Here is a 20838-nt window from a genome sequence, read left to right on the forward strand (position 1 = left end):
TGCAGACAAGCAATTAAAAAAACAAGTCAAAAGATTAAACTGAAGAGTTTGATCCTGGCTCAGAATGAACGCTGGCGGCAGGCTTAACACATGCAAGTCGAACGGTAACAGGAGAAAGCTTGCTTTCTTGCTGACGAGTGGCGGACGGGTGAGTAATGTATGGGAATCTGCCCTCTAGTTGGGGACAACATATGGAAACGTATGCTAATACCGAATGTGATCTACGGATTAAAGGTGCCCTCTCCTTGGAAGGTATCGCTAGAGGATGAGCCCATATTAGATTAGCTAGTTGGTAGGGTAAAGGCCTACCAAGGCGACGATCTATAGCTGGTTTGAGAGGATGATCAGCCACACTGGGACTGAGACACGGCCCAGACTCCTACGGGAGGCAGCAGTGGGGAATATTGCACAATGAGGGAAACCTTGATGCAGCCATGCCGCGTGTGTGAAGAAGGCCTGAGGGTTGTAAAGCACTTTCAATTGTGAGGAAAGCTAAGTAGTTAATACCTGCTTAGTGTGACGTTAACTTTAGAAGAAGCACCGGCTAACTCTGTGCCAGCAGCCGCGGTAATACAGAGGGTGCAAGCGTTATTCGGAATTACTGGGCGTAAAGCGCGCGTAGGCGGACTGTTAAGTCGGTTGTGAAAGCCCTGGGCTCAACCTAGGAATTGCATCCGATACTGGCAATCTAGAGTTTAAGAGAGGGAAGGGGAATTCCAGGTGTAGCAGTGAAATGCGTAGATATCTGGAGGAACATCAGTGGCGAAGGCGCCTTCCTGGCTTAAAACTGACGCTGAGGTGCGAAAGCGTGGGTAGCGAACGGGATTAGATACCCCGGTAGTCCACGCCGTAAACGATGTCAACTAGCTGTTGGCCTTATTAAAAAGGTTAGTAGCGCAGCTAACGCGATAAGTTGACCGCCTGGGGAGTACGGTCGCAAGATTAAAACTCAAAGGAATTGACGGGGGCCCGCACAAGCGGTGGAGCATGTGGTTTAATTCGATGCAACGCGAAGAACCTTACCATCCCTTGACATCCTGCGAACTTTCTAGAGATAGATTGGTGCCTTCGGGAACGCAGTGACAGGTGCTGCATGGCTGTCGTCAGCTCGTGTCGTGAGATGTTGGGTTAAGTCCCGCAACGAGCGCAACCCTTATCTTTAGTTGCTACCATTTAGTTGAGAACTCTAAAGAGACTGCCGGTGATAAACCGGAGGAAGGCGGGGACGACGTCAAGTCATCATGGCCCTTATGGGATGGGCTACACACGTGCTACAATGGGGGGTACAAAGAGCAGCTAGCTGGCGACAGTGCGCGAATCTCATAAAACCCTTCGTAGTCCGGATTGGAGTCTGCAACTCGACTCCATGAAGTCGGAATCGCTAGTAATCGTGAATCAGAATGTCACGGTGAATACGTTCCCGGGCCTTGTACACACCGCCCGTCACACCATGGGAGTGGGTTGCAAAAGAAGTAGGTAGTCTAACCTTCGGGAGGGCGCTTACCACTTTGTGATTCATGACTGGGGTGAAGTCGTAACAAGGTAGCCGTAGGGGAACCTGCGGCTGGATCACCTCCTTTAAGAAAAAAGTGACTGCGAGCTTAAGCTGGCTTCCACATAAATTGTCTCTGTATTACTAGAAGAAAAGACCTGGGTCTGTAGCTCAGTTGGTTAGAGCGCACCCCTGATAAGGGTGAGGTCGGTGGTTCAAATCCACCCAGACCCACCATGACTTGGGGCTATAGCTCAGCTGGGAGAGCGCCTGCCTTGCACGCAGGAGGTCTGCGGTTCGATCCCGCATAGCTCCACCAATATTACGGTGAATAAAGTCTGAGTAAGTATCAGAAATTATTAGCAGTGATATTGGTAACAATATAACTGAAGAAGTTCTTTAACAATTTGGATCAATCTCTGAAAAAGAGAAACCTATGACACCGACATGTCATAGGAGCACGAACCTGCTCCAACGGGTTCGTGCGTAGTAATAGTCATTGATTAAGAAGAAGCAATTCAACTTAATTGATGTACTAGGTAACAATGTCTTAATTGAGTCAATTTTAGTTTTAGTGAAGATCGAAAGATCAACACTGAGTCTACTCAAGCGAAACATGTCAGCGATAAACTTTTAGTTACAGCAATTCACTAGGCTTTGATTGTAGAAATTCTGGATTTTTAAATACTCTAGCAGGTGTTTAAAGAGTTGAAGGGATGGAAGCAACACAAAAGGTCAAGGTTATTTTTGAGTTGTATAGTTAAGTGACTAAGCGTATACGGTGGATGCCTAGGCGGTAGAAGGCGACGAAGGACGTAGTAACTTGCGATAAGCCACGGGGAGTTAGTAAACAAGCTTTGATCCGTGGATTTCCGAATGGGAAAACCCATCCTTTATGGATATCCCCTTGTGGGAGGCTAACCCGGAGAACTGAAACATCTAAGTACCCGGAGGAAAAGAAATCAACCGAGATTCCCTAAGTAGCGGCGAGCGAACGGGGACCAGCCCTAAAGCATTTATTAAGATAGCAGAACACTCTGGAAAGTGTGACGATACAAGGTGATAGTCCTGTATGCGAAATCTTATTAAGTGTTATTCGAGTAGGACGGAACACGTGAAATTCTGTCTGAATATGGGGGGACCACCCTCCAAGGCTAAATACTCTCTACCGACCGATAGTGAACCAGTACCGTGAGGGAAAGGCGAAAAGAACCCCGGAAGGGGAGTGAAATAGAACCTGAAACCGTATACGTACAAGCAGTGGGAGCACCTTCGTGGTGTGACCGCGTACCTTTTGTATAATGGGTCAGCGACTTACGTTATGTTGCAAGGTTAACTGAATAAGGGAGCCGAAGGGAAACCGAGTCTTAAATGGGCGATTAGTAGCATGGCGTAGACCCGAAACCGGGCGATCTATCCATGGCCAGGTTGAAGGTGCCGTAACAGGTACTGGAGGACCGAACCCACGTATGTTGAAAAATGCGGGGATGAGCTGTGGATCGGAGTGAAAGGCTAATCAAGCTCGGAGATAGCTGGTTCTCCTCGAAATCTATTTAGGTAGAGCCTCATGTATCACTCTTGGGGGTAGAGCACTGTTATGGTCTAGCGGGCCGTCAAGGCTTAGCAGCCCATTGCAAACTCCGAATACCAAGAAGTGCAATCATGGGAGACAGACTGCGGGTGCTAACGTCCGTAGTCAAGAGGGAAACAACCCAGACCGCCAGCTAAGGTCCCTAAACACTATTAAGTGGGAAAGGATGTGGGAAGGCTTAGACAGTCAGGAGGTTGGCTTAGAAGCAGCCACCCTTTAAAGAAAGCGTAATAGCTCACTGATCGAGTCGGCCTGCGCCGAAGATTTAACGGGGCTAAATAGTGTACCGAAGCTGCGGATGCCATTTATGGCATGGTAGAGGAGCGTCGTGTAAGCCTGCGAAGGGGTGTTGTAAAGCATCCTGGAGGTATCACGAGTGCGAATGCTGACATGAGTAGCGACAAAGGGAGTGAAAAGCTCCCTCGCCGAAAGACCAAGGGTTCCTACGCAACGTTAATCGACGTAGGGTTAGTCGACCCCTAAGGCGAGGCCGAAAGGCGTAGTCGATGGGAAACAGGTTAATATTCCTGTACTTTTTATTACTGCGATGGAGGGACGGAGAAGGCTAGGCAAGCTTGCTGTTGGTTGCAAGTTCAAGCGTTTAGGCAGAGATCTTAGGCAAATCCGGGATCTTAATGCTGAGGCGTGATGAGGAGTCCTATTTTGGACGAAGTTGTTGATGCCATGCTTCCAAGAAAAGCTTCTAAGCTTCAGGTAATAAAGAATCGTACCCCAAACCGACACAGGTGGTCAGGATGAGAATTCCAAGGCGCTTGAGAGAACTCGGGTGAAGGAACTAGGCAAAATGATACCGTAACTTCGGGAGAAGGTATGCCCAAGCGATTGGGCCGCAGAGACCAGGTGGCTGCAACTGTTTACTAAAAACATAGCACTGTGCAAAATCGAAAGATGACGTATACGGTGTGACGCCTGCCCGGTGCCGGAAGGTTAATTGATGGGGTTAGCTTATGCGAAGCTCTTGATCGAAGCCCCGGTAAACGGCGGCCGTAACTATAACGGTCCTAAGGTAGCGAAATTCCTTGTCGGGTAAGTTCCGACCTGCACGAATGGCGTAATGATGGCCACACTGTCTCCACCCGAGACTCAGCGAAATTGAACTCGCAGTTAAGATGCTGTGTACCCGCGGCTAGACGGAAAGACCCCGTGAACCTTTACTACAGCTTTGCACTGGACTTTGATACTATCTGTGTAGGATAGGTGGGAGGCTTTGAAGCAGTAACGCCAGTTATTGTGGAGCCATCCTTGAAATACCACCCTGATATTATTGAGGTTCTAACCTAGGCCAGTGAATCCTGGTCAGGGACAGTGTATGGTGGGTAGTTTGACTGGGGCGGTCTCCTCCTAAAGTGTAACGGAGGAGCGCGAAGTTACCCTCAGCACGGTCGGACATCGTGCAATGAGCGCAAGAGTATAAGGGTGATTGACTGCGAGACAGACACGTCGAGCAGGTGCGAAAGCAGGTTCTAGTGATCCGGTGGTTCTGTGTGGAAGGGCCATCGCTCAACGGATAAAAGGTACTCCGGGGATAACAGGCTGATACCGCCCAAGAGTTCATATCGACGGCGGTGTTTGGCACCTCGATGTCGGCTCATCACATCCTGGGGCTGAAGTCGGTCCCAAGGGTATGGCTGTTCGCCATTTAAAGTGGTACGCGAGCTGGGTTTAGAACGTCGTGAGACAGTTCGGTCCCTATCTGCCGTGGGCGTTGGAGAATTGAGAGGGGCTGCTCCTAGTACGAGAGGACCGGAGTGGACGATCCGCTGGTGTTCCAGTTGTCATGCCAATGGCATTGCTGGGTAGCTATGATCGGAAGGGATAACCGCTGAAAGCATCTAAGCGGGAAACCCGCCTCAAGATAAGTTCTCCCTAGACTTTAAGTCTTCTAAAGGGCCGTTAAAGACTATGACGTTGATAGGCTGGGTGTGGAAGTGCAGTAATGTATGAAGCTAACCAGTACTAATTACCCGTGAGGCTTAACTATACAACTCAAAAGTATCCTTAGACGAAAGACTAAGATGACATGTTTGAGCTTGAGTAGACAAGACTAGAAAAGACACAATTGGGATAGTGTTTACCAACAGTAAACTGTGCTCTAACAGAGATTGATTCCAAATTCAGTAGGGTGAGTGAGAGATTTTCTTCATTCTACATAACCAAATTGCTTGGGGACCATAGCGAGATGGAACCACCTGATCCCATTCCGAACTCAGTAGTGAAACGTCTCAGCGCCGATGGTAGTGTGGCAGGTGCCATGTGAGAGTAGGTCATCTCCAAGCTTATATTCTAAAAACCACTCTTTTGAGTGGTTTTTTTTTGCTTGTAATTTATTAATGGCTGCTGCTTACCAGTCCGGGGTTATTTCCCCATTTTTGAACGGCCGCAGATGCAGCTTTGAATGCATTGTCAGGTAGTTGCAAGACGCTCTTAGCTGCGTTTCTATATTCCTTCAATTCTTGAGTGATGTACTGCTCGCTTAGACTAGCGCTGACGGTGTAGTTTCCTAAAATAATAAGAGCGGTGAGATGTTTTACTTTTGTGTTTGAATGGGTCTGCTTAGAAAAATCCATGTCATGGTGAAACAAGATCGCTTTATAAATATCAGGGGATATATTCCACCGTTTGCTGATTATTCCGCCAACAATACAGTGGCTTGTTCCAATTAATTCAACTTCTCGGATGTAAGCGCTGACAGGATTGCTAAGCTGCGCATTAAATATCTTTTCGTATTCTTCTTGAAATTGCCTAGATAGATAAACAGCACCAATGTTTTGCATAAGCGCGGCCATGTAGGCTTCAGAGCGAGATATATCGTATACCCAATAAGATAGTTCTGCTGATGCAAGCCCAGCTTTAGCACCATGCATTAGTATTGACTTTTCCAGATCTGATTGTGCGAGCACAGAAGTAATACTAGAGGATAGGAAGATATTGTAAATTTCATCGAGGCCTAGAAGGTTTACTGCAGCTTTGGCATCCTTGATTTCATTTTTCTCGGAAGTGATGTTTGTATTGACTAGCGTTAGAAAGTTGACAAGAAGTTCAGGGTTATGGCTGATAAGGTTAGCAATTGTAACCGTATTGGGATATTTTCGATTGAGCTCTTCTTTTAAAAGTAAAAGTTCTTCAGGAACCGTAGGTACCGTAATTTGGCTGAGTATCTCTGAAGCTCTTTGTACTTGAGTCTGCATAGGTTCACATATTTGTTTAACTAAACTTTCTTGTAATGAAATATTTTTTTATTATTTTGATTAGTATAATAGTCAAAATAAGTTATTTTTCATATTTTTATTTTAGGTCAAACTGTGTTAAGCGAGAAAATACTGTTGATAGAGGATCAGAAGTCGATGGCGCTGCTGTTACAAGCTCGCTTATCTAATTGCTGTCCTAAATCAGAAATTGTATTGGCTCATACCTTGCAAGAAGCAAAGAAACAATTGGAAACGGACGTAGATATTCGTGTTTGTTTGACGGATTTAACGTTACCTGATTCGAGTAATTATGAAGTTGTCGACTTGCTCAAGGAATACAAGGTAACGACAGTTGTTTTTACTGGCTCATACAGTGAAGCAGTTCGTGAAAGGGTCTTTGATGCACATGTTGCAGACTATGTCATTAAAGATGGTCAAAACTCTATTGATTACGCTGTTTCAAGTGTACATGCATTGTTAAAAAACCCAGAGAAGCACATTTGGGTTGTATCGGATAATATTCGATTTATTCAAAGATCCCAAGGGCTCCTCAGAATACAACGTTATCAATTAAAGGTTTTTGAAGACTATTCCGATGCCATTCGCGCTTTGGAAACCGGGGCACCCGATTTGATGATTGTTGAGCGTTTATCAGATGAACGTAAAACCAGTGTTTACGATTTTGTACGCGAAATCAGAATGAAATTTTCAGATCATGATCTGCCGCTTCTAGCCATTGAACAGCAAGGTAAACTTAATCAGTCAATTAAGCTGATGAAATATGGGGTTGGTGATTTATTATCAGACACTTATTCTCCAGAAGAACTTTATTTGAGAGTTAAAAAGAACCTTGAGCAAAGTCAGGCGTACAAAGAAATCAAACGCATTTCGGAAATTGATAGCCTAACGGAGATTTATAACAGACGCGCCTTTTTTGAAAAGGCAGAAATCCTTTTTAAGCAGTACAAGCAAGAGGGTAAAAACTTTTTCCTGATAATGGCCGATATTGACCATTTCAAGCAGGTGAATGACAAATATGGTCACCTAGTAGGAGATCAGTCCATTATCTTTGCTGCATCCTATTTGAGGTCGGTATTTTCAAATGCTTTGGTAGCGCGTTTCGGTGGAGAAGAGTTCATTGTGTTTGGAGAGTGCACTTCAAAAGAGAAGATTTTGGAACTTTGCGAGAGCTTTCGCCAAGAAATAGAAACACAATCATATGCTTCAGTTGAGGTGGAGTTTACAATCAGTCAAGGCGTAACCTGTAAAGGAGATACCTTAGATAAGGCAATAGCCTTTGCAGACAAAGCTTTATATGAGGCAAAAGGCTCAGGAAGAAATATGGTTGTGAGTAAGAGCTAAAAGGATGTAAAATAAAACTATATTAATCAGGCACTTGGAAGCAGTTATGGATATTTCGTCAAGTAGCCCAGCCAGTTTACATTTACTTTCCAGTTCAGACTTTCGAACAATTTCTCCCAGGTTCGTTGATGTGTCCTCTGCGACACAAAACTCCAGTAAAAGCACTCAGACAGAGACAGGTTCCCCATCATCAAATAATGCGAGTGATGATTCATCTTCCACAGCCTCAAAACAGAAAGATTTACAGCAATCACAAGCCTATCAACAAGCCATTTCAGAGCTTAAAAGCCGTGACCAGCATGTCAAGGCGCATGAACAAGCACATTTAGGCGCGTCTGGGGGTTATGCTACAAGCGCTGCTTCTTATACTTATCAAGTTGGACCAGATGGTCGACGCTATGCCGTCGGTGGTGAAGTTGGAATTGATACTTCACCTGTACAAGGCGATCCAGCAGCGACTATCCAGAAAGCACATATTATTCAAAGAGCTGCGCTTGCGCCATCGGATCCATCTTCACAGGATTTGAGGGTTCATGCACAAGCCGTTCAGATGGAAATTCAGGCATCGCAACAGCTGAAGCAGCAAGAGAATACCGACACTAGCGCCAATACTTCTAAACAGAATAGTGCAACAGAGGACGAAGATTCTGGGAACAGTGTGTCAGAGTCTCAAAGTGTAGACGCTTCAAGACTCAATTTTGAAATCAGATTAAAAGTGAATAGCTAAGTTTATACCTGGCAGAAAGTTTGTTGCATTGATTCAAGTAGATTCAAGATTTGATTGTCTCTTACCTTACATAGAATCTTACTGCCTTCACGTCGAGAGGTGATGATTTCTTTTTCTCTTAGAATGTCGATATGCTGGGAGATGTTGCTCTGGGTTGTTCCGACTCTGGAAACAATGTCCATAACAGGCATTTCATTGTTGCCTAGAACACAAAGAATTTTAAGTCTTAAGGGATGCCCCATTGCTTTTAATGCCTTAGACGCCTTTTCTATGTTTTCTTCTTTCATCGCCAGAGGGCTGATTTCTTCCATGTACTTTCACCATTTTTTTGCGTTAAAAATCAATAACTATTCTAATTCTAATGAAATACTTCTCTATTGTCATCAAAAGTTAACTTATAATTGGGGAGAATTTTTGAATACAGATATATGTTTAAACTAGAAAAAACGTAAAACAAATGGAGTTCTCTGTGAAAGTTTCTTGGGCAAAAAAAGGTTTATGGTTAAGTACCGGGGCAATTTTGGGTGCTTTTATCGTGCTTACCTCCAGTGTACTTGCTGATAATGCTAAACAACCAGCGACCACTCCATCTGAAAAAGTTATTTCGCAATTGCCATTGAATGAGTTACGTGCATTTGTTGAAGTATTTGAGCGTATTTCTAAAGACTATGTAGAGCCTGTAAACGACAAGAAACTTCTGGAAGGTGCGATTAGCGGGATGTTGTCTAGCCTAGATCCGCATTCTGCATACCTTTCCCCTGAAAACTTCAAAGAAATGGAAGAACATACCACGGGAGAATTCGGTGGTTTAGGGATGGAAGTCGGTTTAGAAGATGGTTTTGTAAAAGTTGTTTCTCCAATTGATGATACGCCAGCTCAGAAGGCGGGCGTTAAAGCGGGCGATTTAATTATCAAGCTGGATGATGAACCGGTAAAAGGTAAAACACTGGCTGAGTCTGTCAAAATCATGAGAGGAAAGCCTGGCTCCAAAATCAAGCTGACAATTGTTCGCGAAGGTGTTGCTAAGCCAATTGTGTTGGAATTGACGCGTGCGGTGATCAAAGTCACCAGCGTTAAGCACAAGCTGTTACCGAATGGAATGGGATATGTTCGTATCAGTCAATTCCAATTAAGAACGGGTCCTGATTTATTAAAGGCGATCAAAAAGCTAGAGAAAGAAAACAAAAAACCACTTAACGGTCTGGTTTTGGATTTAAGAAATAATCCAGGTGGGGTGCTTCGAGCCGCCGTGCAGGTTGCTGACACGTTCCTGAACTCCGGATTGATTGTCTACACCAAAGGAAGAGTGAAGGACTCTCAGTTGAGCTTTGAAGCTGAGAAAGGTGATGCTCTGAATGGTAGGCCAATGGTGGTATTGATTAACGAAGGTTCTGCATCAGCATCTGAAATCGTTGCAGGTGCGCTCCAAGATCAAAAACGCGCTTTGATCGCTGGTAGAAACAGTTTTGGGAAGGGGTCTGTTCAGACTTTGATGCCTTTAAATAATGGCGGAGCGATTAAGTTAACCACTGCACGTTACTACACGCCAAGCGGACGGTCTATCCAAGCTAAAGGCATTGTCCCTGATGTGGAGATTGACCGAGTAAAAGTTGAAAAGCTAAAAGCTGCTGAATTTGCTCGTATCAAAGAGAAAGATTTGTCAGGCCACTTGTTAAATGACACTAAGTCAAAATCTGGTGCAGCTAAAGACAAAAACGACCTTGATAGCTTATTGGCGAATGATTTCGAACTTTATGAAGCATTGAGCTTGCTGAAAGGTATGTACTTCACTCAGCAAATGGGTGTTAAGTAATGACTAAAAAGGTAATGGTACCGCTTGCTCAAGGTTGTGAAGAGTTAGAGGCGGTCACCATTATCGATCTGCTGGTGCGTGCTGGTGTTCAAGTGGTTACGGTTAGTTTGAATGATGATCTTGTTATTAGAGCCGGTCGTGGCGTTAAGCTCGTTGTGGATACGTCCATCTACAATGTAGATGCTGCCGATTTTGATATGGTTGTTTTGCCGGGTGGTCTACCAGGTGCCAATCACCTCAATGACAGTGTTGCGCTGCGAGATTTCCTGATCAATATGTCAATGAAGCAAGCGCTTATAGGCGCTATTTGCGCTGCTCCCAAAGTGCTGGTATCTGCTGGGTTATTGGACAATAAGAGGGCGACTAGCTTCCCTGGTCATATAGATAAAGTTCCTGCCAAAAACATGACCTATCTAGAAGAAGCCGTTGTGATTGACGGCAATATCATTACTTCCCGCGGCCCAGGAACGGCTATGGATTTCGCTTTGACTTTGATTGAGTTATTGGTCGGTCCTGAAGTCAAGAAACAAGTGGAATCAGGTCTACTTAGATCAAGAGTTTAATGAAGGTGCTTTTTAAGTAACTTTTTAATAGTCTGTGCCAGTTGTTTGGCTTGTTCTTCTGTCAACTGGACTTGTTGTGAAGGTTTCTTCTCCAACTCTTCAAGTAGTTTGATCAGGCGTTCTTTTTCTTCCAATCCATTATTCATAATGTTTCATCAGTTGTTTCAGTTTGAAGAATGATTAAAAATAGTTTACTTTATTTGAAATAAAATCAGTTTTATTGGGTCTAGTTAGTTAGAAATGTCATTAATGCCAGCTGGCTCAACCATGGCAACACATTTTATACTCATTAACTTTTGTTTAAGCAACGTATCAATTTTTTGGAGAATACCATGTCTAAATGTTCACGAAGAGATTTTTTAAAGTTGGCTGGCGCATCAGCAGCAGTGGCTGTATCTGGTTCAGCGATGGCTGGTGAAAACCCGTTTGAGTTTAAGACCTTGGAAGGTGGTTATCAGCAAGTTGCAGCGGCACAGGGTAACTGCGGTGCTCAAATGAAAAACGCTACGGGTAATTGTGGTGCTCAAATGAAACCTGCTCCAGCAGATGAAAAAGCTCAAAAGAAAGAGGCGCAAGGCAACTGCGGTGCTCAAATGAAGAACGCTACGGGTAATTGTGGTGCATCTATGCAAAAGCAAGAGAAGCAGAAACCTCAAGAAGGCAAATGCGGTTACAAAATACAGTAACCCTAATAGAAGCCGCAATCGCGGCTTTTTTAACCTTTAGAAAGCGAAAATGAATTTTGATCCAAATGCAATTCACGGTGTTGGTCTTGGCTTAAGGCGGGATTTCTTTTATGAGATTCATGAAGCAGCATCGATTGATGTAGACTTCTTTGAAATTGCACCAGAAAATTGGGTGAATTTCGGTGGAAAAATGGGACGTGATCTTCGTAGGCTGACGGAGCGCTATCCTTTCGTGTGTCATGGTCTATCGCTCGACCTTGGGGGGATGGCACCTTTGAATGAAGAGTACCTGCATCAGCTCAAAACATTTTTCTCACAGCATGATATTCGTTACTACACAGAGCACCTCAGCTACTGTGGAGATTCTGGACAGTTGTATGACCTGATGCCTATTCCTTTCACAGAGGAAGCTGTTCATTATGTTGCGGAGCGTATCAAACGCGTTCAAGATATTTTGGAGCGAACGATCGGCATTGAGAATATTTCTTTCTATGCTATGCCCAGTAGCGAAATGACCGAGCAGGAATTTGTGAATGCCGTGGTGAATGAGGCACAATGCGGTCTGTTGTTTGATGTTAACAATACCTATGTCAATAGTATTAATCATGGCTATGATGCCGTTCAATATATGCAGGCCATGCCGACGGATGCCATGATGTATCTACATATGGCGGGGCATTTTGATGAAGCAGATGATCTGAAAGTCGATACGCATGGTGAAGATGTCAAACAAGAAGTGTGGGATTTGTTGGATCAAACCTACGCCGTTCATGGCATAAAGCCGACATTGTTGGAGCGAGACTTTAATATTCCGCCATTGCCTGATTTGATGTTGGAAGTCGAGCAGATTCGTCTTGCACAACAGCGCTATCACGAAAGATTCGGTATGAAAAAGTATGGATAAGCAAACCGATAACCTTCCGATATTTCAAAAAATACAACGTGCTTTTTCATCTCATATTCGTGACCCTGAGCATATTCAATACGACATTACGAATGTCGCGGGTGCTCTACCGATTGAAGAGAGGCGTCTTAAGTTGTACGAGTCTCTATTTTTCAATAATGTTTATGAGATATTCACCAATCAATTTCCTGTCTTATTTTCATTGCTTGGTGAAGCGCGTTGGGAAAGCCTGATTAGAGAATACATGGTGAAGCATCGTGCAACAACGCCGCTGTTTCATGAATTAGGGCAGGAATTTCTACTTTTCTTGCAAAGTGAGTATGAGCCGCAGAGTTCGGATCCTCCATTTCTATTTGAATTGGCTCACTATGAGTGGGTTGAAGTCGCATTGGCGGTAGCGCCTGAGATTGGGTTTTTCAATAATCCACAATTCAAACCATCTTTGGATACCTGTTATGAGCTTTCACCCGTTGCTTGGCCTTTGTCTTACGAGTGGCCGGTGAATCAGATTTCAGTCGATTTTATTCCTGAAGTACCAACTGAAGTGACGACTTTGCTGGTTTATCGTGACTCGGAAGATAAGGTGCAGTTTATAACCTTATCACCATCGCTGTATCATTTAATTGTGCGCTTGGATGAGCAGGAAGACTTAACCTTTAAAGAACTATTGATGAGCTTGTCAGAATCGACAGGACAGTCTTTGGATGCCCTCATGTCGTTTGCTGAACCAGTTTTGGATATGTTTTATGCTAAAGGCATTATTAGGCCTGTTTCATAAAGCCTATTTGAAGTTAAATTTCTCAAGATTGAAGCTAATACTCAATTGACCACCCCTGAAGTGTTTACCCTGTAAGTAACTGAAACCGTAAGAAAGATTGTCCCACCACTTGTCTTCATAAGACTTTAGGCGGAAGTTAAGGTTTGCTTCGTACCAATACTCCGTAGCCAATGCATCATGCACCTTTCCATAAGCATCCGTTCTGTTGAACTGTGGGTTGATAGCAACTCCCCACGTGTCCATTGAAACAGTCCAGGGCTCGCCAAAATCAATCTTATTGACCCATAGTGCCGACTGCGCAGAAACTTCTTCAGTGCGTGAGGCGAATACACTAGATGTGAATAGGTAAACCGCCTTGGTTTCAAATTGCCATGATGTCTGTTGGGGCAAAATGGGAAAGCGTAATCCAGTAGCAGGAATCAGGGATAAGGCATTGGTATGCCAATCGAAAGTGACATATCCGATTTTGGGTGCCCCAGTCGTTGTTGTAGGCACGCTGTAGTCGTGGTTGATTTGGCTGTACGCTAGTTCCAGCGTAGAGAACCATCGGACATCCGGGTTCAGGTTTTTGGAATACCCAATCCCTGCACTCAATGCATTTGCCTGCCAAGATGAATCCGCTCTGCCATCCGGCACCTCGAACTTCTGGTTCATATCAAAACGTCCATAGCCTAACAGCATAGACCATCTTGAACCGTCATCGTGCATACGATAGCTTTTGCGGTAGGGGAGCTTAAAAGTTGAAAACGATGAAGAAGGGCTGTCTTGCGTTGTCTTTTCAACCGCATAAGTGCCAGCAGATACGGACTCTTGGCTGGTCAAAAAGGTAATGATGCCTGTTGTGGTGGCTAGGTTGTTTCTAATGGCGTCAGAAATGTTGGTTTCCGCATGCAAGACAGAGGGAAAACAGCTAAAAAGGCAAAGCACGACGAAAAAACGTAACACATCAGGCATTTGTGGAGAGTGCTCGGAAGATAGAAAAGAAGGTCTTATCTGTATTATGCCAGAGCTAAGAAAGACATTTGATTCTAAATTTTTCAGCATTGATTGGCTTGCTGAATAAGAAGCCTTGCCCCTCATCACAATCAAGCTGCTTGAGTATATCCAGTTGGTTCGGTGTCTCAATGCCTTCTGCGAGCACTTTCAGCCCTAAGCTGTGCCCCATCTTGATAATCGCTTTAACGATTGAGCGAGCTTCACGATGAAACTCAAGGTCGTCGATAAAGCTTTTGTCGATTTTAATACGATCAATATTCAAGTGTTTGATGTAAGAAAGGGATGAATACCCCGTTCCGAAGTCATCAATGGAAATCTCCAGTCCTTTTTCCTGTAGCAGACTTAAGCAGGTGGAGTCAGGAGAGTCGTTTTTCTCAATGTTTTTCATCATGACTGACTCGGTGACTTCAATATCCACTCTATCTGCACTCAGCTTATTTCGGGATAAGAGTCCTTCGACAAAAGCCCCAAAGTTCCCGGCGAGTAATTGGATGGAAGAAGCGTTTATCGCCATTCTCGGTAGTGGCGTCGGGCAATCATTCCAGCTTGAAAGTTGTTTGATTGCTGTTTCGAAAACAAACTCTCCAATCTCGTTGATCAGACCAAACTTTTCAGCAAGCGGGATGAATTCGTCTGGCGGAATCTGACGATTTTCCAGTGGCCAGCGAATGAGGGCTTCCGCTCCGACCAGCTTTAATGTATGTAAACTATATTGAGGTTGATAGTGAAGTTCAAAGCTTTTCTCTTTAACTGCCGCTCTCAGGTTTTGTTCTAGTTCGTGCAGGTAGCGTAGCTCTTCATTGAGTTGATGAGAGAACAGGCAATAACGGTTACGACCGCCTTTTTTCGCCTGATACATTGCAAAATCAGCACTTTTCAATAAAGTCTCAGCAGTGTAGCCGTGGGTAGGGTAGTTGGCGACACCAATACTACAGCCAATTTCATGTTCGACATGATGACCTTTGTTGACGTTTTTTAGGTTGTTAAGAAGGTTGGTTGCCATGCGCTCCAACTGGTAAGTGTCCATTGGATGATCTATCAGTATCGCAAACTCATCCCCGCCAATTCGAGCGAGAAACTGATTCGGCGGTAAAGTGTTTTTAAAGGCTTGTCCGACCTCTTTTAGGAATTCGTCTCCCGCCGCATGGCCTAGGTGGTCATTGACCCATTTGAAGTCATCCAAATCCATATAGAAAAGATGAAATGTTTGGTCGGGGGCATCTTCAATGGTTTTTTGAACTTTTTTATTGAAACTATAACGATTAGGTAGCTGTGTGACAGCATCGTAGTTAGCGGTGAATTCAAGCTGGTTGTGTATGCTTTTCAGCTCGGTAATGTCTGTCAGGATAATAGAGAAGTAAGGTTCCGGCAAACTGGGGTCTTGAATGCTGGAAATATCAATCATCATAAATTGACGCTCGCTGGCGCTGATTTTTCCTTCGCCACGCCAGCCGTGGTGGTTGAGCAGTTGGTGCTGAATGTCCTTTAAGTCCAAATCTTCAAACAGAGTCGTCAGGATTGTCCAAATGGTTTGCTGCGACGGGATGGCAAAAAACTCCAATAGCTTGGAGAGTTTTTTGTTGGTAATCAGCAAGTGGTTGTCCTGACTGAAAATCCCGATGGCTTCGTTTAGGTTGTGCATCAATTGCCTATCAAGCAACAGCTCTCTGGTCCGGTTGTGGACAATAGTTTCCAGGTTTTCGAGCAACTCTTGTTGAGAGTTGGCAAAGCGTTTTAGTTTGCGAATGGTTAGAAGTGCAATCCCCAATAAACTTAAGATAATCGGCAATGCAACCGACAGAATCATATTGCGCATTTCGGAGATAAGTTGGGCATACTCTCTGCGAGAGTTGTCAGCGTGGCGTTTATAGTCCGATTGCAACTTGGTGAGGATGTCCTGTACGTTACGTTGTTTCGGTAATGTCACGTCTACCAGTTGCTTGAGAGCAGCTTCTTTTTTGTCATCCATCAAAAGGTTATAGACTTGATTTTGATAGATTTGGTTTTGCCCCATGATTTTTCGGGCGGAAGAGAGCAGCTCCAACTGCTTTTTATCCGCGAATTTTTCCAGCCCTTGTAGTTCAGTAATGATGATATGTTCGTAGTGGTTCATTTTCATCTGAAGGTCGTCCACTTCAAAAGCATCCTTTGCATTCAACATGCGAACCATTTGAATACTGCGCTGCGAAGACGCATTGAACAACGAATCGATGTTTTCCTGAAAATCGATGTTCTGGGTATAGGTTTTAAAGGATTTGGAAATTTTCTGTTCATAGTTAAAGAAAATGCCTGCGGACAATGCCACCAAGATGATGATGAAAGCGTAGCCGATAACCAGAAAATTAACAAAAGTGTTGGAAGACTTATTCATGCGCATATTTTGATAGAATGAAATGGCCTTAGCAATTTAAAAAAATTAATGGTGACATGTGTAAATGTTAGGCCTAGTTTTTTATTTAAAAAATAAGTGCTTAGGTGATTTTGAGGCGTTTAGATAAATGAAGAGTTTGTTGGTATTTCAATTGTTTCGTGGGCGATTTTGGATACGCACTTTCCATAACTTCATACGGAAGGATGGATTGGATGCTGTAACCGTATTGTCTTACACCTCTTTGGTCGGAATTGTGCCCTTTCTGGGGGTGATTATCAGCGTGCTTTCGGTCACGGATTATTTCAAAAACCGCTCGGCGGATATCATCAATCAACTGTTGGCACATTTACTTCCGAGCAGCTCGCCCATGGTCGAGCAATATCTGCTCGAGTTTTCTTCTCATGCCAGTCATTTGAAAGGCGTGGGCATCCTCTTTATTTTCATTACCTTTCTATTGATGCTGTGGTCTATCGACAACAAGATCAACGCCATGTGGGACAAGAACACACAGCGTAAACTCTGGATCAGTCTGTTGAGCTATTTGAGTATTGCTCTGGTAGGCCCACTGCTGTTGGTGATGAGTTTTACCATGACATCTGTGTTGCCAGCATTGGGCGGCATTTCCCCTCAGATCGCCAACTCGGTTTGGTTGTTCAACTTGCCGTTGTTGATGAATGTGTTGGGTTTCTGGTTCTTGTTCCACTATGTACCCGTCGCAAAGGTAGCTTGGCAAGCCTCGTTCATTGGTGCACTCATCGTCTCGTTTTTGCTGGAAGTGCTTAAGCAGGCATTCGTATTCTATGTTCAGTGGTTCCCTAGCTATGATTTGATTTATGGTGCATTCGCCGCGGTACCGCTTTTTCTGTTATGGATGTATGTGGTCTGGATGGTGGTAATTTTGGGGGCATCAACGGTTTATGAGCTCAATCTCGCGCAAAGAGCCCTTTTGAAAGAAAAGTTTGAAAGAAATCCAACCTAAAGCAGGTCTAATAACAAAAGAACAATACTCTGTTCAAAACAATAGAGACTCGGAACTTGAAAAAAGCCCATCCCTTTTTTGAAAAATTAGTCAGAGCCTATGCCAGCGACCTGTATCGGGTAGCTTTCTGGTTGGCGAAAGACAAACAAATTGCCGAAGACCTCGTGCAAGAGACCTTTGCGCGTGCTTGGAAGTCGATTGACCATTTGCAGGACGAGAAAGCGGCCAAGGCTTGGCTGATGACGATTTTACGAAGAGAAAATGCAAGACGTTTCGAGAAGAAAACACCGGAATGGTTGGAGATAGAGGAGGCTTTGGTAGCCGATGACCCAAGTCATGAACCGGCCGAACAACTGGCGCAGCAGCAACTTTACCATGCCATTATGAAACTGGATAACGAATTTAAAGAGCCTTTATTGATGCAAGTACTTTGGGGCTTTTCCGGTGATGAAATCGCCGAACAACTTGATTTGAAATTGGCAACCGTCAACACCCGACTTTTCCGTGCTCGTCAGCAGTTGAAGAAGTTGATGACGGAAGCCCCCGGAAAAGCGCAAATGAAAGGAGGCAGTCTATGAAATCATTCGATGATATTCGCCTAGATGACATCAGCTTCCAGCAGCGTTTATGGCAATCGCCAGGTGAATTGGACGATGAAATGAAGGCCTTTCTTGAACAACATCCTGAAAAAGTGGAGTTGGTGAAACAAGCCAAACAGTTTGAAGAGCGATTGGAACAGGTTTTGGATGTTCCGGCCCCAGAGGGATTGCATGAGCGCATTCTCATCAAAAACAGTTTTGAAGCGGCGAGTTCAACGGCAACATCGGCAAAAACACCCAAGACGCGACTCTTAAATTTTGCGGACTTCTCTAGATGGAGTGCGATGGCGGCTTCCATTATGGTGTTGGCGATTGGTTTATCTTTTTATGATTACCATTCCAGTCAAAACGCTTCTGCATTGCAGGGTGATGCCGTTGAAATGGAAAATGCGGTTTTACAGCATATTGTCGCGCATGCAAAAGAGCAGCCGATCATCATGGCAAAAAATGCGCCTGAGCCATCACCGAAAGAGCTACAACGCATTTTCAAATATGTTGGCGCAACCTTGCATAAGCCGATTGATTTCATGAGCTATGCCGGCGACTGTGAGGTGGATGGTCAGAAAGGGCTGCATATTGTTTTGCAGGAAGAAGAAGGTCCTGTAACGATTATCGTCTTGCCACACCGACAGTTGAACGGCATGTATACCTTTGCGCAGGATGGACTGAAAGGTCAGATTATTCCGGTAAGAGGTGCGGTGGTTGCGATTGTAGGGGCGACCGATAAGCAATTGGCGATGGCGCAAATGCATTTCTTTAAGTCGGTCAGTTTTGGCTGATTTGAGCTAAGTTGCTCTAAGCAAGTTTAAGAGTGTTAAGGCGGGGTTACCCCAACCTGGTAGATTTTGAGTGTTTTAAAAAATCTGCCAGGTTGGGGTGATTGTCTAAAAGGCTTATAAAGCGAAATCGTTGAAGTCGTCCTTCTCGACTTTGGAGTCAACCTGACCCACCAAGTAAGAACTGATTTCTGACTCTTGAGGCGCAACCTGAACGTTGTCGCTTACTAACCAGTTGTTCATCCAAGGTAGCGGGTTACTCTTATTCGGGAAAATTGGCTCAAGTTTTAAAGCTTTGATACGGATGTTGGTGATGTACTCAACATAGTCTTTCAAAATGCTGGCATTCAAACCGATCATCGAACCGTCTTTGAACAGGTATTCCGCCCATTGTTTTTCTTGCTCGGCCGCTTCACGGAAAATTTGGTAAACCATCTCTTCCTGCTCTTTGGCGATATCGACCATCTCAGGATCATCCTTACCTTCTTTCAGCAGGTTGATCATGTGTTGTGTACCGGATAGATGAAGCGCTTCATCGCGGGCAATCAACTTGATGACTTTTGCATTTCCTTCCATCAACGAACGCTCTGCGAAAGAGAAGCTACAAGCGAAAGACACATAGAAACGAATCGCTTCCAATACGTTAACCGACACGACGGTCAGGTAAAGTGCAGTCTTGATTTGCTTACGGAACGCATCATCTTTTTCGATGTTGATTTCTTCTGCATACATCTTGTTGGTCAAGGCAATCAACTCGTCGTAATACTCGGTAACGGTGACGGCACGCTTGACGATTTCCTCATTGGTAACGATGTCGTCGAAAATCAATGAAGGATTGGAAACGATGTTACGGATGATGTGTGTATAGGAACGACTGTGGATGGTCTCTGAAAAAGACCAAGTCTCGATCCAGGTTTCCAGTTCAGGAATCGACACCAAAGGCAAAAGTGCGACGTTCGGTGAGCGACCTTGAACTGAGTCCAAAAGTGTTTGGTATTTCAGGTTGCTGATGAAAATATGTTTTTCATGCTCTGGCAATTCCGCATATTCACCGCGGTCTGAAGACAAGTCGATTTCTTCTGGGCGCCAGAAAAAGCTCAATTGTTTTTCAATCAGCTTTTCAAAAATAGGGTGTTTCTGCTGGTCATAACGAGCAACATTGACGTTTTGTCCGAAAAACATCGGCTCTTTCAATGCGTTATTGGATGAACGACAAAAAGTTGAGTAAGAATGTTGATCTTTACAGCTCATATAACCTGTTCCCGTGGTGTTTTCCTGTGTTTAAATGAACAACGTATCTGTTTGGTTTTATGAAAAAAACGACAGCATTTTTATGTGTTGTAAATGATAATTGTGACGAAATAGTATAGCCAAAAAACGCACTTTGCAGTAAAGAAAAGGCGTAATTTTCCGCTAGATTTTTATAGAGAGGCTGGGAATCCTGCGCCAGCTCTAGGATAATAAAGAAAAAACAAGAAAGAAGTCGACCATTATGCGGTCATGAGGAGGCGAGTTTTGGGTAAATTATCTTGGATTCAGGGTCGGAAAATTGCGATTTGTGAACCGGATGAAACCCGTGCAGAACAAATGAAAGCCATGCTAGCCTCATTTGGTCTGGAAACCACGCTTTTCTCGACGCCGGAAGAGGTGTCTGTTGAAATCAAGCGACGACATTACACGACACACCGGATTTATCTGACGATATTGATTGATTTCAATTTAGCAAAAACCGCTGAAGCCGAGTGGATAGCCATCACCAATGATAACCCGAGTATTCTTGAAACGCCGATTGGGTTGATGTACGAACCGCAGCATATCGAAGAAGCCGAATTCATGCATGAAAAGCGACAGGTGCGTTTTCTGCTTGAGCAACCTGTGTCCGAAGCCGCACTTTATAGACTACTGAAATTATTGAATCGTTGGAAAGGCAAGCAGCGCCCCATGGCAAATAAAGCAGAGGCTGCCGCTAAGTTGAGCCGCTAGTCGACAGAC

17 protein-coding genes, 2 tRNA genes and 3 rRNA genes are annotated in these 20838 nt (G+C 44.3%); 16 read left to right on the forward strand and 6 right to left on the reverse strand.

The features are described from left to right. Window positions 1-36: 36 nt before the first annotated feature. The 5 genes from HVMH_RS02360 to rrf all read left to right on the forward strand — a co-directional run bounded on the left by HVMH_RS02360 (window position 37) and on the right by rrf (window position 5380). Window positions 37-1580: ribosomal RNA gene (locus HVMH_RS02360) — 16S ribosomal RNA — on the forward strand. A gap of 72 nt (window positions 1581-1652) precedes the next feature. Further along, window positions 1653-1729 (forward strand) — tRNA-Ile (locus HVMH_RS02365). A 6-nt stretch (window positions 1730-1735) separates the two neighbouring features. Further along, window positions 1736-1811, forward strand: a tRNA-Ala gene (locus HVMH_RS02370). A gap of 439 nt (window positions 1812-2250) precedes the next feature. Continuing rightward, window positions 2251-5085: ribosomal RNA gene (locus tag HVMH_RS02375) — 23S ribosomal RNA — on the forward strand. A 180-nt stretch (window positions 5086-5265) separates the two neighbouring features. After that, window positions 5266-5380, forward strand: a 5S ribosomal RNA gene (gene rrf, locus HVMH_RS02380). The 16S, 23S and 5S rRNA genes sit together here with 2 tRNA genes alongside, the layout of an rRNA operon. 51 nt (window positions 5381-5431) lie before the next feature. On the opposite strand, the gene HVMH_RS02385 is transcribed toward rrf, so the two are convergent. After that, entirely contained in the window at window positions 5432-6292 is an 861-nt protein-coding gene (locus HVMH_RS02385; protein WP_029907520.1) for an HDOD domain-containing protein, read from the reverse strand. A 114-nt stretch (window positions 6293-6406) separates the two neighbouring features. Here HVMH_RS02385 and HVMH_RS02390 point away from each other — a divergent pair, with 114 nt between their 5' ends. Further along, window positions 6407-7654, forward strand: a complete 1248-nt coding sequence (locus HVMH_RS02390; RefSeq protein ID WP_029907523.1) for a GGDEF domain-containing response regulator — start codon at window positions 6407-6409, stop codon at window positions 7652-7654. A gap of 46 nt (window positions 7655-7700) precedes the next feature. Then, on the forward strand, window positions 7701-8381 hold the full coding sequence (locus tag HVMH_RS02395) for a putative metalloprotease CJM1_0395 family protein (protein ID WP_051623153.1): 681 nt from the start codon (window positions 7701-7703) through the stop codon (window positions 8379-8381). A 2-nt stretch (window positions 8382-8383) separates the two neighbouring features. Here the strand turns inward: HVMH_RS02395 and HVMH_RS02400 are convergent, their stop codons facing one another. Further along, window positions 8384-8692 carry an ArsR/SmtB family transcription factor gene (locus tag HVMH_RS02400; RefSeq protein ID WP_029907527.1) on the reverse strand — a complete coding sequence of 103 codons (309 nt, stop codon included), beginning with the start codon at window positions 8690-8692 and terminating at the stop codon, window positions 8384-8386. 146 nt (window positions 8693-8838) lie between these two features. Between HVMH_RS02400 and HVMH_RS02405 the strand changes: the two genes are divergently transcribed. Next, the gene (locus HVMH_RS02405; protein ID WP_029907529.1) at window positions 8839-10194 is read left to right on the forward strand and encodes a S41 family peptidase; all 1356 of its coding nucleotides are present in this window, start codon (window positions 8839-8841) and stop codon (window positions 10192-10194) included. Beyond that, entirely contained in the window at window positions 10194-10757 is a 564-nt protein-coding gene (locus tag HVMH_RS02410; RefSeq protein ID WP_029907531.1) for a DJ-1 family glyoxalase III, read from the forward strand. Before HVMH_RS02405 ends, HVMH_RS02410 begins: the two co-directional genes overlap by 1 nt. On the opposite strand, the gene HVMH_RS02415 is transcribed toward HVMH_RS02410, so the two are convergent. After that, window positions 10754-10903, reverse strand: coding sequence for a hypothetical protein (locus HVMH_RS02415; RefSeq protein WP_155837706.1), 150 nt, complete (start codon window positions 10901-10903; stop codon window positions 10754-10756). The genes HVMH_RS02410 and HVMH_RS02415 overlap by 4 nt on opposite strands. A 186-nt stretch (window positions 10904-11089) precedes the next feature. On the opposite strand from HVMH_RS02415, the gene HVMH_RS02420 reads away from it, so the two are divergent. The 3 genes from HVMH_RS02420 to HVMH_RS02430 are packed head-to-tail and all read left to right on the forward strand — an operon-like array spanning window position 11090 to window position 13125. Continuing rightward, on the forward strand, window positions 11090-11443 hold the full coding sequence (locus tag HVMH_RS02420; RefSeq protein ID WP_051623154.1) for a twin-arginine translocation signal domain-containing protein: 354 nt from the start codon (window positions 11090-11092) through the stop codon (window positions 11441-11443). A 49-nt stretch (window positions 11444-11492) separates the two neighbouring features. Beyond that, entirely contained in the window at window positions 11493-12347 is an 855-nt protein-coding gene (locus HVMH_RS02425) for an HvfB family MNIO-type RiPP peptide maturase (RefSeq protein WP_029907534.1), read from the forward strand. Beyond that, window positions 12340-13125 carry an HvfC family RiPP maturation protein gene (locus tag HVMH_RS02430; protein ID WP_051623155.1) on the forward strand — a complete coding sequence of 262 codons (786 nt, stop codon included), beginning with the start codon at window positions 12340-12342 and terminating at the stop codon, window positions 13123-13125. Before HVMH_RS02425 ends, HVMH_RS02430 begins: the two co-directional genes overlap by 8 nt. A gap of 3 nt (window positions 13126-13128) precedes the next feature. Here the strand turns inward: HVMH_RS02430 and HVMH_RS02435 are convergent, their stop codons facing one another. Further along, the gene (locus HVMH_RS02435; RefSeq protein ID WP_029907539.1) at window positions 13129-14079 is read right to left on the reverse strand and encodes a Solitary outer membrane autotransporter beta-barrel domain; all 951 of its coding nucleotides are present in this window, start codon (window positions 14077-14079) and stop codon (window positions 13129-13131) included. Window positions 14080-14134: 55 nt separating this feature from the next. Beyond that, on the reverse strand, window positions 14135-16492 hold the full coding sequence (locus tag HVMH_RS02440; protein ID WP_029907542.1) for a putative bifunctional diguanylate cyclase/phosphodiesterase: 2358 nt from the start codon (window positions 16490-16492) through the stop codon (window positions 14135-14137). Between the two features lie 127 nt (window positions 16493-16619). Between HVMH_RS02440 and HVMH_RS02445 the strand changes: the two genes are divergently transcribed. From HVMH_RS02445 to HVMH_RS02455, 3 genes are read left to right on the forward strand one after another with little or no spacing between them, the layout of a single operon-like run. Beyond that, a complete protein-coding gene (locus HVMH_RS02445) occupies window positions 16620-17471 on the forward strand; it encodes a YihY family inner membrane protein (protein WP_081822775.1) in 852 nt (283 codons plus the stop codon). Window positions 17472-17527: 56 nt separating this feature from the next. After that, window positions 17528-18049 carry a sigma-70 family RNA polymerase sigma factor gene (locus HVMH_RS02450; protein ID WP_035629122.1) on the forward strand — a complete coding sequence of 174 codons (522 nt, stop codon included), beginning with the start codon at window positions 17528-17530 and terminating at the stop codon, window positions 18047-18049. Beyond that, the gene (locus HVMH_RS02455; protein WP_029907548.1) at window positions 18046-18849 is read left to right on the forward strand and encodes a DUF3379 family protein; all 804 of its coding nucleotides are present in this window, start codon (window positions 18046-18048) and stop codon (window positions 18847-18849) included. The genes HVMH_RS02450 and HVMH_RS02455 overlap by 4 nt, the downstream gene beginning before the upstream one ends. A 114-nt stretch (window positions 18850-18963) precedes the next feature. Here HVMH_RS02455 and nrdB read toward each other — a convergent pair whose 3' ends face one another. Then, window positions 18964-20097: a class Ia ribonucleoside-diphosphate reductase subunit beta gene (nrdB, locus tag HVMH_RS02460; RefSeq protein WP_029907550.1), complete on the reverse strand. Its 1134-nt coding sequence runs from the start codon at window positions 20095-20097 to the stop codon at window positions 18964-18966. Window positions 20098-20361: 264 nt separating this feature from the next. Here nrdB and HVMH_RS02465 point away from each other — a divergent pair, with 264 nt between their 5' ends. Further along, window positions 20362-20829 carry a hypothetical protein gene (locus tag HVMH_RS02465; protein ID WP_029907552.1) on the forward strand — a complete coding sequence of 156 codons (468 nt, stop codon included), beginning with the start codon at window positions 20362-20364 and terminating at the stop codon, window positions 20827-20829. Window positions 20830-20838 lie beyond the last annotated feature (9 nt).

The organism is Hydrogenovibrio marinus (assembly GCF_013340845.1).
In the GTDB taxonomy this organism is placed as follows: domain Bacteria; phylum Pseudomonadota; class Gammaproteobacteria; order Thiomicrospirales; family Thiomicrospiraceae; genus Hydrogenovibrio; species Hydrogenovibrio marinus.